A 13,492-nucleotide genomic window follows, 5' to 3' on the forward strand; every position below is an offset into this window, starting at 1 on the left:
ATGAATCACCCTTGAGTAATCGGTATAAACCAATCCAAGGCTTCAATCTGTTTAATCCAGCGCTGAATATTAGGATACTCAGACAATTGATAAGCGGCGCCTTCCTCTGCCACATGGGTGTAAGGGAACAAGCAAATATCCGCCAGCGTCATGGCATCTCCCGCCAAAAAAGTATGTTTTGCCAAGGTTTCATCCATCATTTTCAACGCCGCATGACCTTGCTGAATACGATCCGGCAGCATTTGTTTTTTTAGATCCGTCATGGCGTTATGAGTCAGCCAAAAGCGCGGTGAAGCAATGTTTGGCTCGCGGCTGTATTGCTCCCAAAATAACCATTTATAAACCTTGGCTCTAAGGATCGGATTGGTTGGTAACAAGGCGAATTTATGCTGTTCTGTAAGATATAGAAGCACCGCGTTACTTTCGCTTAAACATTGCCCGTCATCTAATTCTAGTACCGGAATTTTTCCGTTCGGGTTCATCGCCAAAAAGGATTTAGTGTGTTTCCCCTTTGGTAATATCATATTCTTTTAATGTCACTTTGAGGCCTAAACAGGCACATAACAAACGGACTTTATAACCGTTCCCTGATGGTAAAAAATCGTGCAGAATCATATGTCTTTCCTTTTGATCTTGCGACAAGAAAGCATTAGAAAAAAGCCAATTAAATTGAAGACTGACATAACGCATTTTGATGAATAAATCAGAAGGCGATTGAGTTAACGTGATTGGGCTAGAGTAGCGAGGGGAAGGCAGTGGATACGGAACTATTAAAAACCTTGGTGGCGATTGTCGATCACGGCAGTTTTCAGCGCGCCGCCATGCAAACCTTTCGCACATCATCGGTCATTAGCATGCAGATGAAGCGTTTGGAAGAGCAAGTCGGTACTGAACTGTTTTGCAAGCAAAGTCGAGATCAAGTACTCACGGAAGATGGTCAGCAACTAGTGCATTACGCACGTCGAATCTTGCAGCTGCAAGAAAGTGCGTTGCAATCCATCAAAGGTCCACAACAAGGCGTTTTGCTCAATTTTGGTTGCCCTAATGATTACGTAGCGAATCTATTGATCGTCATTATGTCTGTAATGGAATCGATGCAACCGAATATTCGCTTTCGGATTCGCACCGGTACATCTGCTGAATTAAGAGAATTGATGGACAAGGGGGAAGTGGATTTGGCCTTGGTCACTCGAACCCCCAACAGTGACGAAGGCTTAACTTTGTTTCAAGACAAAAGGTGTGTGGGTGGCGAAAAAAGGGTTTGATTGGCAGTCTCTAACGCCATTACCTTTGGCTTTATACGAGTCGAGCTGTAAGTTCCATTCTAGCGCAGTCGACGGTTTGCACAAGAAAGGCACAGATTATCGACTGTACTGTGTCACCGCCAATCTTGCCCTTATTGAAAGCCTATTAATGGCAGAAAAAGCCATCTCCGCCATCACCAGTATTAGCGTTAATGACTCATTGGAAATCATCGAAAGTGAGTTTTTACCTAGCCTTCCAGCGGTAGAAATCGCGTTTTCTCGTTCTGCCTCAGCACCAGATTGGCTCACCATATCGTGGATTGAAAACGTCATTGAGCAAGTCATTAAATAAAAATGCAGGAGCGACACATATTTAATACTAGATAGGGCCAATCGTTGCTAAGCTAACGTCGCTTATGTATACGTCCAAAAGATGACTAAAGCGCCTATATTATTCGAATAGGAAAAACTAAATTATGTCTCATTACGACAAGTTAACCGCACACTACCAAACGTTAAATCACTTTAATCATGCCCAATCTATACTGGGTTGGGATGCTGCAGCGAACATGCCAGCGGGTGGCAGTGATGCTCGCTCTCAAGCCATGGCTGAGTTATCTGTTCATATTCATCGCTTATCCACTCAACCACAGTTAGAAGACTTGTTTGGCAACGCCGAGCAAGAGTTTTTAAGCACAGAGCAACAAGCCAGCCTGCGTGAGATGAAGCGTCAGTGGCAGCAAGCGACTGTCGTTCCCGAAGACTTAGTACAAGCACAATCCATTGCGGGTTCTAAATGCGAACATGCGTGGCGTTCACAGCGCAAAGAAAATGATTGGACAGGCTTCGAGAAGAACTGGAAAGAAGTTGTCGCCTTATCTCGTGAAGAAGCGAAAATCCGTGGTGAAGCATTAGGTCTTACGGCTTATGACGCCATGCTCGACAAATACGAACCGGGCACTACAACCGCCTCGCTTAACACCTTATTTACCGATGTGAAAACCTGGTTACCAGAACTGATTGAAAAAGTACTGGAAAAGCAGCGCTCTGAATCCATCATATTGCCATCAGGCACTTTCTCCACCGCGACCCAAAAAGCCCTCGGCTTAGAAGTGATGAAGTTGCTGAAATTCGACTTTGATCGTGGCCGACTAGACCAAAGTGTTCACCCATTTTGTGGCGGTGTACCAACCGATGTGCGTATTACTACTCGTTATAATGAACAAGACTTCGTACAAGCCTTAATGGGCATCGTTCATGAAACCGGCCACGCCCGCTACGAACAAGGCTTGCCAAAAGCCTTTGCCGGATTGCCAGTTGGCGAAGCGCGCTCAATGGGGATTCATGAATCCCAGTCGTTGTTTTTTGAAATGCAAATAGGGCGCAGCAAGCCGTTTATCTCCCACTTATCACAACTCTCTGCTGAAGCCTTCAATGCACACAATGATCCTGTGTTTGCCGAAGAAAACCTCTACAAAATCTACACTCAAGTGGAAAAAGGCTTTATTCGTGTGGATGCGGATGAACTAACATACCCAGCACACGTGATCATGCGTTACGAGATCGAGCGTGACTTGATCAACGGCGTAATAGAGCACACCGACGTACCAGCATTGTGGGATGAGAAAATGAAAGCGTCTCTTGGTATCTCCACCAAAGACAACTACAAAAACGGCTGCATGCAAGACATCCACTGGACAGATGGCGCATTTGGATATTTCCCAAGCTACACATTAGGCGCCATGTACGCAGCCCAATACAAAGCCACCATGATACAAAATGTCGACTTCGACGCTGCCATTCAAAGCGGCGACCTAAGCCCCATCTTCCAATGGCTAAGCGACAACATCTGGTCACAAGCCTCACTCCACACCACGGATGAACTCGTCAAACGCGCCACAGGCGAAACCTTGAATGCCGCACATTTTAGGAAACACCTAGAAGGGCGGTACTTGTAGTCGAACTGTTCCCTCCCTTTTCTTCGAGGGCTAGGGAGGGATTATGGCCCTTGGAGCAAAGCAAATGCCACCGCTCGACGTTACTGTGATAAATTGACGTTTGACCTCGCTCTTGGTGTTCGTTTGCTCCTCGCTGCTGAACATAAACCCCCAAAATGTAGGGCACGATGAGCGAAGCGTGATCTGCCGTTGTTCGTAAACGCATAACTCATTCAATACTGCTGCTAAGTCTCTTCCCCTTTTTCAAGGAGAAGACGGAAGATGGGGTTCAGAGCCTCCAACCTCAACAAACATTAAGCAAACCAAACATCGCCATAAACTGTCCCCCCCCGCGAAGGCGAACAGTCACCCGCAAATATACATCGTCATCCCCGCGAAGGCGGGGATCCATCCCTCTAACAGCTGCTAAGCTAATAAATTACCAAATCGTAGGGCACGATGAGCGAAGCGTGATCTGCCGTTGCTCGTAAACGCATAACTCATTCAATACTGCTGCCAAGTCTCTTCCCCTTTCTTCAAGGGGAAGACGGAAGATGGGGTTAAGAGCCTCCAACCTCATCAAGCATTAGGCAAACCAAACATCGCCATAAACCGTCATCCCCGCGAAGGCGGGGAACCATCCCTCTGGCGTTTATCTTGTTAGTGAAATTCCACAAAAGTCTTATGGTTTTTCTGGCTTTTCCATTGTATTGTCAGTTTATTGTAATGGAAGATTTAGTAATGGTTGTTGGTTAAAAGAGTGGTGGCAAAAGAGCGTAGTTCATCAGGGATAAAAGCTAAAAAAAGCTTTACTAAAAATCCGAATAGATGGCTGCAAAACTGTTCTTGTTAGATCTTGATTTTGCTTGCAAAAAAAATGGGATGTCCATAGATGTTAGCTTTCCAAATGGAGTTCGAGTGGAAGTAATTAAATTAGCTATAGATAAGCTATCAAACTCAATGAGAATGTATTCAGAAGTTTGCGCAGGGTTCGATAGGCTGAAACTTGTAGATCGAGAAGAAGCAATTGACAATCTTGATCGGGCATTTGAAGCAAAGCTTGAGGCATTCCATAGCCTTTATGACGTGTCGAAGTCTGAGTTTGACTACTTTGGGAATGCAGATACATCATTATTGATACTACTTCGAAACGCAATACACCATCGTGACCATACTTTGTTCCATAGTTGGAATTATGAGATGTTTCATAATAAAAGTTTAGAAAAAAATAGCGGCGCTGCATTTCTTATGGCAAGTCACATTGTTAATAGTGGGGCATATACATCTCGGTATTTCTATAGGCTTGATGAAATTTTAGACCGTATTGACGACTCTAGGGCATCCCCTTACTTAGAAAATAAAATGGGCAAAAAGAATAGAGAGAAATTAACAAAGCAACTGAATGAAGATCTTTACTTTAGTTCAATTGCATCGCAAGCAATAAGCGAACGCTATCCTAGTAAGCAGATTTATATAAATATCGTTCCAATATTTATTTCAGCCATGTCTAAAGTGTTTGGTCATTTCAAAGATAAAGGTGTTGATTTTAGTCGGTTTGATTCTGATGTAAATGTAAGTCACTTTACCAAAATTATGTGTATCGACTTTAAAGACATTGATTTTAAGCAAGTCCGTTTACCATGAAATCTAACAAGTCAATCAACTACGCGCCTTTCAGGCGCCGGACGCAGCAAAGCTGCGCCGGTTATTGAGGCGTTATGTGTTTTTAATCATATTTACCAATTACTAAAATAAGGATGTTGTATTGAAATTTGAACATGAGATTGAAATTTTTATTAGAGATTATGTGAAAGATCTCAATGAAGGTACTGCTTCTATTTTTGCTGGAGCTGGGTTATCGATTCCGGCAGGTTTTGTGAACTGGTCGGAATTAATGCAAGAAATTGCACATGATCTAGGACTTGTTATTGATCGCGAAAATGATTTGGTATCTCTAGCTCAATTTCATGTCAATGAGAATAGAACAAGGTCAAAAATTAATAGGAAGATCATTGAAGAGTTTACTGAAAATGCTGAGGAAACGTTAAATCACAATATTATTGCTCGATTACCAATATCATCGGTATGGACAACAAATTATGATAATTTAATTGAACAAGCATTTGCTAAAGAGAATAAAGTTGCTGATGTTAAACATACAAACAAACAACTTCTTACAAACAGACCTAAACGTGATGTTGTTGTGTATAAAATGCATGGTGATGCCAATCATTCATCAGATGCAATTTTGACTAAAGAAGATTATGAGCAATATCACCAAACTCATGAGCCTTTTATACATGCTTTATCGGGAGAATTAACGACTAAAACTTTCTTGTTTATTGGTTTTAGTTTTACAGACCCTAATTTAGATTATGTTTTAAGCCGTTTGAATTTTAGGTTTTCAAAAGATAAAAAACAGCACTATTGCCTAATAAAGAAACATTGTTTAAATGACGCACAAAATCCAGATCAAGCTACGTTAGATTACAATTCAAGAAAGCAGCAACTTGTTATTAATGATCTGAAGAGGTACGGAATAAAGTCTTTGGTTCTCGATGATTACGCACAAATAACTTCCATTCTTGAAGAAATTGAAAAGAGGTTTAAAAAGAAGACTATATTCATCTCTGGAAGTGCGGAAATATATGATCCTTATGAAAAAAATGAAGCTTTAGGTTTTATTCATTTGTTATCAAAAAAAATCATCGAAAAAAACTTTCGAATCGTTAATGGTTTTGGTTGGGGTGTTGGTAGTTCGGTGATTAACGGCTCTTTAGAGGCAATAAGTGCTAATCCAATGAAATTTTCAGAATCCCAACTAATACTAAAACCATTTCCTCAATTTGAATCAGGCAAGAAAAAGTTACCTGAGCTTTGGGAGGAATATCGACAAAAAATGATCTCGTTAAGTGGTATATCAGTTTTTCTATTTGGCAATAAGCGTGATGGCGATGCAATTGTAGAAGCGAATGGTTTAATACGTGAATTTGAAATCTCTAGGGATTTGGGAAACATATGTATTCCAATTGGTTGTACTGGTTATGCAACTGAATCTATATTAAAACTAATCTTGGCTAAGCCCACTGATTATTATGAAAATAGTGATGTTGTTGTGCCGTTGCTAGAGATGCTTTTAGAGTCAGATAAGCCATTATCCGAGAAAGTTGATGTAGTAATAGCTGTTATAAATGAAGTAATACAATAAAGGAGTGAAATTATGGCGAGGAAATGTTTTTTTAGCTTTCATTATCAACCAGATAATTGGCGAGTTTCTAAAATTAGAAATATTGGTGCTATTGAGGGAAACCAAGCAGCAAAAGATAATGACTGGGAAACGGTAACTGGCGGCGGTGACAAAAAAATCAAGGAGTGGATCGATAAACAAATGGAAGGACGTACATGTACGGTGATTCTAGCTGGTTCGAAAACTGCTGATAGAAAATGGATAAACCATGAGATTGTTCAATCATGGAATAAAGGAAAAGGTGTATTAGTTATTTATATACACAACATTACAGATCGTCTTGATAATCAGTCGTCTAAAGGAGCTAATCCTCTATATTACGTGACGCATGGTACTACTAAAAAACGTCTATCAACAATTGCCAAATCTTATGATCCACCATATACAACGAGTAAAGGTGTATACAATTATATCGCAAATAATATAGATTCATGGATTGAAGAAGCGATACAAATCCGAAAAGATAATCCCTAGTCAGCAGATAACAAGGGTTTTCAAGTCGGACAAATTACAGTTGGCTTTTGCTCGTTCCTCGCTAATTTTAGCCAAACTGTATTTTTCCGCTTAGCTTAGCGTTAGCTTAAAAAATGGACAAGAAACTTTCGAAAAAAATTGCTGAGTTTGAACCACAAGACGGAAATTGGTTAATTCTTGAGGATCTACTACAGCAAGCTCTTTCCAGCTCTGATTGTCAGGCGTACTACTCGGCGATATTCAAGCTGTTTGAGCATTACCCAGAGGAGGATGGTGCGGGTGTGTTTTGGACAGCCTTGCATGGGATGGAAGACACGGGCGGTTATGAAAAGAAATTATTGGAATCTTTTCGAAGGATTCCCTCAGAAATGGCTGAGACCATGTTGTTCCGTCTTCGAAACTCGGGACAGAAATATGTGTCGGGCGTGCCGATAGAAAGCTTAATCGAGGACTGAATAACTTGAGAAAAGCTAACCAGTCATTCCAGTTCGTTCCGGTCCCGATGGGCCTACACCGGGCGGCCTTTTCTCCGCTTCGCTACGCAAAGGCCGCCGCTGAATATTGGCGTTATACCAGTTTGTAATCAACATGCTGAAATTAGAACCATATGAAAAATAGCCCTTTTCATCTGACTCTAAATTCCGCGGTTGATGCCTTTCGTTTGGGCACTTAAAGCCCAAGCCTGCAAATACTCTTTAAAGCTTTTTCAATTCACCAGCTTTGTTCAACTGATATTCGTCAAGGTCGTTGGCGAGAAACAGATTGCCCGAATAATGGGCTTTGGCTTCTTGATAAATGTCCACGATGGAAGGGGATAGGTTTGGGTTGGCTTGGTAGCGAGGGCTAAAGTGCGTTAACACTAAGTTGGGGATGTTAACTTGCTCGGCAAAGGTCGCTACAAGCTCTGCGTAACTGTGGCCGTAGCTGTTGCCTGACTTCTCAACGAGGTCTTTGGTGTAGGTGGCTTCATGAACCAGTACACTGGCGCCATGGCTTATTTGAGCCAATAGCTCTGGCTGGTCATTGTCGCCTGCTACAATGATTTTTTGCGGGTTTTTATCGTATAGCAAATAATCTTCACAATGGATTAGTTTGCCGTTTAGTTCAACATCTTGCCCCTTTTGTAGCTGCCCCCAATGTGGGCCTCTGGGGATGTTATGCCGCTCCAGTTTTTCCACATCCAAGCGCGGGTTGATGTCTTTTTCGGTAAAACAATAGGCATAAGAAGGGACTCTGTGAGACAGGGCGACCGTTTCCACGCGAACTTTTCTGAACTCGACAGATGGCAGATCATCAGTACAGACAAACTCAATTTCATAGGGCAGATACAATTGTGTATGTTGCTGAGTCGCTTCCACCCATTCTCTTACACCACTTGGTGCCATAATTTTCAATGGCGCCTTGCGACCATTCATGGCGGCGCTTGCCAATATGCCTGGCAAGCCATAACAGTGATCGCCATGAATGTGAGTGATGAAGATAGCTTGTAAGGCATTGATCGATAAATTGGTATGAAGTATCTGATGTTGCGTTCCCTCACCACAATCAACAAGGTACCAGCCATTGCCTCTTTCTTCGCGTACCGCGAGGCCGGTTACATTACGAGTTTTGGTGGGAACGCCTGCCGATGTTCCAAGAAAGACAATATTCATTTTTTACCTTGATACATAAAAGACGGGTTATCTTGCCTAAGCCTAATGTTTTCATGACCAAGCGGCAATCTTGGGCGGTATATACGGCTTATTATTTACCTAGATTCAAAAACGCACATCAGCAGCTGCTAAGAATTATTATCTTCTAAACACTTCCTGAGCTAAAATACCGACCTTATTCGTACTTTAATACAAGAGATTTATAAATGACCGCATTTGATACAAAAGTGGAAGAGCTGATTGCTAAGCATCCCCATTTAACCAAAGACGAAGCCATCAAAATTGTCACTGAGAAAAATAGCCGTAAGAAACAGAAGAGAAATGAAAGATCAAATAAAGGCGGTGCAAACAAGGGTTAGCAATACGGTATATAACACTTTGTAAACACGCGGTTTCGAAGTTGTGCCTTAGTACATTCTTGGCGAAATGACACAGCAGAAAAAAGGCCCCTTTGTCATGTTGCAAAGGGGCCTTTTGCTTAATGTCGTTTAACTTGCCATGCGGCTTGCATTGAAAATTTCAATCCAATAACCGTCAGGGTCTTTAATAAAGGCAATGTTATTCATCTTGCCATCGCTTAGTTTTTTCTGGAATGGCACACCTAGCGTTTCAAAACGCTGACACGCGCCTTCTAGATCGGGCACATGAAAACCAATGTGACCAAAACCACGAGGATCACTGTTACCATTGTGATATTGCGTATTGTCTGCGGTATCGTCCCAGTTATGGGTCAGTTCTAACATGGCAGGTCGACCAAAGGTTTGCGCCGTTCGTTCTGAATCATCGTGACTGATATCAGAGAAATCTTCACCGTGAGTCAGAAAATACAAACTGAATTTCATGTCGGGAAAATCGAGTTTCTTTAATAGCGTCATACCCATCACTCGGGTATAAAAATCGAGTGTGCGCACAGGATCGGCAATGCGCAACATGGTTTGGTTGAATACAAACCCGTTCGTTGCAGGGTCTTTTTCTTCACACAAGCCTTCGGCTTGTTCAAAATGACGACTCATATTTGTACTCCCGTGTGGTAATGAATGTATAACTTAGGAGCTGGGGGCTGGCTGCGAAATTCCAACCCCTTATGACCTTAATTCGTTAGTACGCCAGCGCCATCTCTGCCATTTTCATCGTATTTTCAAACGATTCACAGCCTGCGATAAACAAGCCGTTATGACAGAACATGGCATCGTCTAAACCTGTTACGTCTTGTAGTTCTTTATCTGACAATCCAGCCCACGGCGCGGGAAGTTTTTTACGGTCTTCAAACGAGCCTAGTTCGACAGGCACGGTTTGTATGCGCCATTGTCCTGTTTGAGATGGGTAAACCATAAACAAGGCATCTTGCGATAATCTAAGAACCGTAGTTTTCCATGGCGTGTATTGTTCTAACACGATGACTCTTGGATCCTCGGCTTTTTCGATAGCGTCGGCTACGATGGTTTTTGCGTTTACGCCTCCGCTTGCTGCGGCGATGAACCGAGTTAATATGCGAGATGCAAAGGCAACCGCTTCATCGAAACAGGCATCAAAATCGCCTTCTTCTTGCCATGTAGGATTAAACATAGAGATGGTTTGGCTCAGACTGATGCCTGTTTGTACGCCTTCTACGTGTCCGCAATCTATGGCGTCGATGGTAGATACTAAATTTTTATCCAGCGAGTTAGCGACTTCTTGATTACCCGCGCATATTTCTAGGCCGTATTTTTGCCAAACCAAGCCAAAAGAGGAAAACGGAATGCCGTTTTCTCGTGTACCTGCGCCGCCTTTTTGGTGGTGATCAAAACGGCCTTTGTCGGCGTCGTATATACCGCCTACGTCGACCACAATGTCGGCTTTGGCTATGATTTCTAAGTCACGTGTACGTACTAATTCTACAGACGGAAAAATGCTTTTAAGTGCGGCTACGGCAAATACGTCGTCTGCATGAAAGTTTGCATTGTGCGTTGCGATTACTTGAGTTTGTTCGGTCATTCTATAGTCTCTTTTATTGATATCATTTCACTTAACAGCACACACGTCACTTCACAGTACATACGTACCAAGGGTCGGCATTTTACGGGGTTTTAATGATGGGTGACACCCTTCGTTTCAACCGTATCTCAGACAAGCTTACGTAAAAGCCAATAAGAATAGTGTTGAACCACTGAATTTGTCGGAAAAGGGTAAAGATAGTCTAGGCGTTGTTTTGCTCGCTCTGTGCTTATTGTTAAGCCGAAAAAATAGGAATATGATTCCTAAAACCTTAGGGGAGTAGTCTCTCAGCTTTGTCTGAGATAACCGTCAACAGTCTCCGAACAGTCGTTCGTGGCGGTTATGTCCAGTTTTTTGGATTGACCAGACTTAAGGCAAGCGTTGTTCTCGGGGTGGAGGGCAATTCTTGCCTTTTGTCATTTCCACCCCGAGGGTAAGACTGTGTTTCCTATCATTGCTTTTCTAACTTTTGTGTTTTGTTTGTCGAGATCATTACGATTTCTGTCCACTGTTTTTTATACATCGTCTTTTTCCTTTATCCGTGAGGTAACGTTATGACGCTCGCTATTTTCGCCTTATTAGGTGGTTTTATTTTGCTGGTGTGGAGTGCGGATCGGTTTGTGGAAGGGGCGGCTGTGGCGGCAAAATACGCAGGTATGCCTCCATTGCTGATTGGTATGGTGATTGTTGGTTTTGGTACCTCGGCACCAGAAATGGTGGTGTCTGCGATGGCAGCAATGGATGGTAATCCTGATCTTGCTTTGGGTAATGCGCTGGGTTCGAATATTGTAAATACGGGGTTGATTTTGGGTGTGACGGCCCTGATTGCGCCGATTATGGTGCAATCTAATATTGTTCGAAAAGAACTTCCGTTGTTGCTGTTAATTGGTTTGGTATTTGGTTATTTGATTTGGGATGGGTCGTTGACACGTTTTGAGTCTGCACTTTTGTTGGTTGGTTTTTTTGCTTTGGTTGGCTGGAGTATTTATTCTGCAATGAAAGGCAAAGGTGATGCACTCGAAGGCGAAATGGAACAAGAGCTGGTGACTCATATTATGTCTAAATCCAGAGCCATTTTTTGGTTGGTGTTTGGTCTTGTTGTGTTGATCATTAGTTCTCGTGTATTGGTATGGGGAGCGGTGAATATTGCCCAGGCATTTGGGGTGAGCGATTTGATTATCGGCCTTACGATTGTTGCATTGGGGACGTCGCTGCCAGAACTGGCGGCTTCTATTATTGCCGTTAGAAAAGGTGAACATGATATTGCCATTGGTAATGTGGTTGGTTCGAACATGTTTAACCTACTGGCAGTAATAGGGATTGCGGGTACTATATCGCCAATGACAAACTTGTCTGCCGATGTACTGTCACGCGATTGGCTGGTGATGATGGGGATGACGGTTGTGTTATTAATTATGGCATATGGTTTCCGTCGAGCTGGTCGTATTAATCGCTATGAAGGAGCCGTTCTGTTGCTCGCTTTTGCCGCTTATAATGTCTGGTTAGTCTCATCAGTCATTGGGTGATTTAAAATTTTATCGGTCAGACAGGAATTAAGAAGAGAAGTCTATGGAAGAGTTATTCGCTCAATTTTGGCAAAATCATTCCAACACAATCATTGCTCTTGGTTATAAAATTGTATTGGCAATCGTAATATTCATAGCCAGTTCATACATAGCAAAAGCTGTGCGAAGGGCAATACTGAATACGAATTCTAAGCTTAATAAGCTAGATGCAACTTTGACACCTATATTTTCAACCGTCGTCAGTTATGCGGTTTATGTTATAGGTGGCGTGTTTATTTTAGATATATTTGGTGTCAATACGGCCAGTCTTATTGCCTTGGTTGGTGCGGCCGGTTTGGCTATTGGATTAGCGTTAAAAGACACATTAAGTAATATTGCCGCGGGGATTATGTTGCTGATATTGCGGCCATTTCGAGCGGGTGACTTTATTGAATTTGGCTCTACGCAAGGAACGGTAAAAGAAATAAATCTATTTACCTGCGTTTTTGAGACCGTCGATGGCTTATATATCGCTTGCCCTAATAGTGTTTTGTGGGGTGGCCACATTAAAAATTTCACTCGAAATGGTAAGAGACGAATGGATATTGTTGTCGGAATATCTTATTCGGATTCTATTGATGTAGGTTTATCTGTGCTTAGGCAAGTGGCGGGAGATGAGCCTCGACTCTTGGTTGATCCTGTTCCTCAGGCAATGGTTGTGTCTATGATGGACAGCTCGGTGAATATTCAACTTAGAGCGTGGGCAAAAACGGATGACTATTGGCCGACTTACTGGGACTTAAACAAACAAGTTAAAGAGTCGATTGAAGCGGCAGGCTTGACGATTCCGTTTCCTCAACGAACGCTGCATGTTGTTAGTGAGCCTAGCGCGCAGGCTTTGAAAGAGAAGAGTACAACGCGGAATTTATAATGTGATGGGAAACCGCTAAGATATTTTTCTAGCGGCTTCTTCTACTTTGCAAAGCAGTTCTAACAGCTTTTTCTGGTCAGATTTACTTAGTGTCTTTAGCAGTAATTCTTCTGTAGAAGTGGCGAGTACAACGACTTTTCCATAATGTTCTCGGCCGACGTCGGTCAGGGAAAACTCGACCAAGCGACGGTCTTGTTCATTAGCGATTTTTTGCACCCAGCCTTTGCTACACAGGCTTGTTCCCGCCCGAGACGCCGCGACTCTATCTAAGCCGATGGCTTTTTCCAAATCTCTTACTGAGAGCTTGTCATACTTACCTAAGTGAGCCAGCACGCGCCATTCAGGAACGGTTAATCCATATTGATTTCTATATTTACGAGCCAAGGCTTCGGATGTTTGCTGAGCGGCCTGATTAAGGCGATATGGAATGAAGTTATTTAGATCAAACATTTACTTACCTTTTCTAAGACTCTTTAAACATCAAAAATATACAAGCGCGTGTGCTTATGGACCGCGATAGAGCCTAGT

The 13,492-nt window shown here is 42.5% G+C and carries 15 protein-coding genes; 10 read left to right on the forward strand and 5 right to left on the reverse strand.

Annotated features, from left to right (window positions below; all coding sequences use genetic code 11):
- Positions 1 to 5: 5 nt before the first annotated feature.
- On the reverse strand, positions 6 to 524 hold the full coding sequence (locus BUA59_RS12465) for a glutathione S-transferase family protein (RefSeq protein ID WP_245813145.1): 519 nt from the start codon (positions 522 to 524) through the stop codon (positions 6 to 8).
- A 231-nt stretch (positions 525 to 755) separates the two neighbouring features.
- Between BUA59_RS12465 and BUA59_RS24140 the strand changes: the two genes are divergently transcribed.
- The 7 genes from BUA59_RS24140 (at position 756) to BUA59_RS12495 (ending at position 7,357) form a co-directional block, all read left to right on the forward strand.
- Complete coding sequence (locus BUA59_RS24140) at positions 756 to 1,265, forward strand: LysR family transcriptional regulator (RefSeq protein WP_245813146.1); 510 nt, start codon at positions 756 to 758, stop codon at positions 1,263 to 1,265.
- Positions 1,246 to 1,596 (forward strand): type 2 periplasmic-binding domain-containing protein, encoded by a 351-nt coding sequence (locus tag BUA59_RS24145; protein WP_245813147.1) that lies wholly within the window; start codon positions 1,246 to 1,248, stop codon positions 1,594 to 1,596. The genes BUA59_RS24140 and BUA59_RS24145 overlap by 20 nt, the downstream gene beginning before the upstream one ends.
- A gap of 124 nt (positions 1,597 to 1,720) precedes the next feature.
- Entirely contained in the window at positions 1,721 to 3,202 is a 1,482-nt protein-coding gene (locus BUA59_RS12475; RefSeq protein WP_072840026.1) for a carboxypeptidase M32, read from the forward strand.
- An 807-nt stretch (positions 3,203 to 4,009) separates the two neighbouring features.
- On the forward strand, positions 4,010 to 4,825 hold the full coding sequence (locus tag BUA59_RS12480) for a hypothetical protein (protein WP_175550773.1): 816 nt from the start codon (positions 4,010 to 4,012) through the stop codon (positions 4,823 to 4,825).
- A gap of 121 nt (positions 4,826 to 4,946) precedes the next feature.
- Complete coding sequence (locus BUA59_RS12485; RefSeq protein WP_072840027.1) at positions 4,947 to 6,389, forward strand: SIR2 family protein; 1,443 nt, start codon at positions 4,947 to 4,949, stop codon at positions 6,387 to 6,389.
- 12 nt (positions 6,390 to 6,401) lie between these two features.
- Complete coding sequence (locus BUA59_RS12490) at positions 6,402 to 6,902, forward strand: TIR domain-containing protein (RefSeq protein ID WP_072840028.1); 501 nt, start codon at positions 6,402 to 6,404, stop codon at positions 6,900 to 6,902.
- A gap of 113 nt (positions 6,903 to 7,015) precedes the next feature.
- On the forward strand, positions 7,016 to 7,357 hold the full coding sequence (locus BUA59_RS12495; protein WP_072840029.1) for a hypothetical protein: 342 nt from the start codon (positions 7,016 to 7,018) through the stop codon (positions 7,355 to 7,357).
- Positions 7,358 to 7,597: 240 nt separating this feature from the next.
- Here the strand turns inward: BUA59_RS12495 and BUA59_RS12500 are convergent, their stop codons facing one another.
- Positions 7,598 to 8,554, reverse strand: a complete 957-nt coding sequence (locus BUA59_RS12500) for a ribonuclease Z (RefSeq protein WP_072840030.1) — start codon at positions 8,552 to 8,554, stop codon at positions 7,598 to 7,600.
- A 206-nt stretch (positions 8,555 to 8,760) separates the two neighbouring features.
- Between BUA59_RS12500 and BUA59_RS23860 the strand changes: the two genes are divergently transcribed.
- Complete coding sequence (locus BUA59_RS23860) at positions 8,761 to 8,913, forward strand: hypothetical protein (protein WP_175550774.1); 153 nt, start codon at positions 8,761 to 8,763, stop codon at positions 8,911 to 8,913.
- A gap of 129 nt (positions 8,914 to 9,042) precedes the next feature.
- Here BUA59_RS23860 and gloA read toward each other — a convergent pair whose 3' ends face one another.
- Complete coding sequence (gene gloA, locus BUA59_RS12505) at positions 9,043 to 9,567, reverse strand: lactoylglutathione lyase (RefSeq protein ID WP_072840031.1); 525 nt, start codon at positions 9,565 to 9,567, stop codon at positions 9,043 to 9,045.
- A gap of 85 nt (positions 9,568 to 9,652) precedes the next feature.
- Entirely contained in the window at positions 9,653 to 10,528 is an 876-nt protein-coding gene (locus BUA59_RS12510) for an MYG1 family protein (RefSeq protein WP_072840032.1), read from the reverse strand.
- A 554-nt stretch (positions 10,529 to 11,082) separates the two neighbouring features.
- Between BUA59_RS12510 and BUA59_RS12515 the strand changes: the two genes are divergently transcribed.
- Entirely contained in the window at positions 11,083 to 12,054 is a 972-nt protein-coding gene (locus tag BUA59_RS12515) for a calcium/sodium antiporter (RefSeq protein ID WP_072840033.1), read from the forward strand.
- A 43-nt stretch (positions 12,055 to 12,097) separates the two neighbouring features.
- A complete protein-coding gene (locus tag BUA59_RS12520; RefSeq protein WP_072840034.1) occupies positions 12,098 to 12,964 on the forward strand; it encodes a mechanosensitive ion channel family protein in 867 nt (288 codons plus the stop codon).
- 15 nt (positions 12,965 to 12,979) lie between these two features.
- Here the strand turns inward: BUA59_RS12520 and BUA59_RS12525 are convergent, their stop codons facing one another.
- On the reverse strand, positions 12,980 to 13,414 hold the full coding sequence (locus tag BUA59_RS12525; protein ID WP_072840035.1) for a MarR family winged helix-turn-helix transcriptional regulator: 435 nt from the start codon (positions 13,412 to 13,414) through the stop codon (positions 12,980 to 12,982).
- Positions 13,415 to 13,492 lie beyond the last annotated feature (78 nt).

This window comes from Marinomonas polaris DSM 16579 (assembly GCF_900129155.1).
Classification (GTDB): Bacteria; Pseudomonadota; Gammaproteobacteria; order Pseudomonadales; family Marinomonadaceae; genus Marinomonas; species Marinomonas polaris.

What these genes read in the sequence shown, in the direction of transcription:
- BUA59_RS12480 (WP_175550773.1), top strand. Translation starts at nt 4,010, where the DNA reads ATGGCTGCAAAACTGTTCTTGTTAGATCTTGATTTTGCTTGCAAAAAA.
- gloA (WP_072840031.1), bottom strand. Translation starts at nt 9,567, where the DNA reads ATGAGTCGTCATTTTGAACAAGCCGAAGGCTTGTGTGAAGAAAAAGAC.
- BUA59_RS12525 (WP_072840035.1), bottom strand. Translation starts at nt 13,414, where the DNA reads ATGTTTGATCTAAATAACTTCATTCCATATCGCCTTAATCAGGCCGCT.
- BUA59_RS12510 (WP_072840032.1), bottom strand. Translation starts at nt 10,528, where the DNA reads ATGACCGAACAAACTCAAGTAATCGCAACGCACAATGCAAACTTTCAT.
- BUA59_RS12500 (WP_072840030.1), bottom strand. Translation starts at nt 8,554, where the DNA reads ATGAATATTGTCTTTCTTGGAACATCGGCAGGCGTTCCCACCAAAACT.
- BUA59_RS12515 (WP_072840033.1), top strand. Translation starts at nt 11,083, where the DNA reads ATGACGCTCGCTATTTTCGCCTTATTAGGTGGTTTTATTTTGCTGGTG.
- BUA59_RS12475 (WP_072840026.1), top strand. Translation starts at nt 1,721, where the DNA reads ATGTCTCATTACGACAAGTTAACCGCACACTACCAAACGTTAAATCAC.
- BUA59_RS12465 (WP_245813145.1), bottom strand. Translation starts at nt 524, where the DNA reads ATGATATTACCAAAGGGGAAACACACTAAATCCTTTTTGGCGATGAAC.
- BUA59_RS12495 (WP_072840029.1), top strand. Translation starts at nt 7,016, where the DNA reads ATGGACAAGAAACTTTCGAAAAAAATTGCTGAGTTTGAACCACAAGAC.
- BUA59_RS12490 (WP_072840028.1), top strand. Translation starts at nt 6,402, where the DNA reads ATGGCGAGGAAATGTTTTTTTAGCTTTCATTATCAACCAGATAATTGG.
- BUA59_RS23860 (WP_175550774.1), top strand. Translation starts at nt 8,761, where the DNA reads ATGACCGCATTTGATACAAAAGTGGAAGAGCTGATTGCTAAGCATCCC.
- BUA59_RS12520 (WP_072840034.1), top strand. Translation starts at nt 12,098, where the DNA reads ATGGAAGAGTTATTCGCTCAATTTTGGCAAAATCATTCCAACACAATC.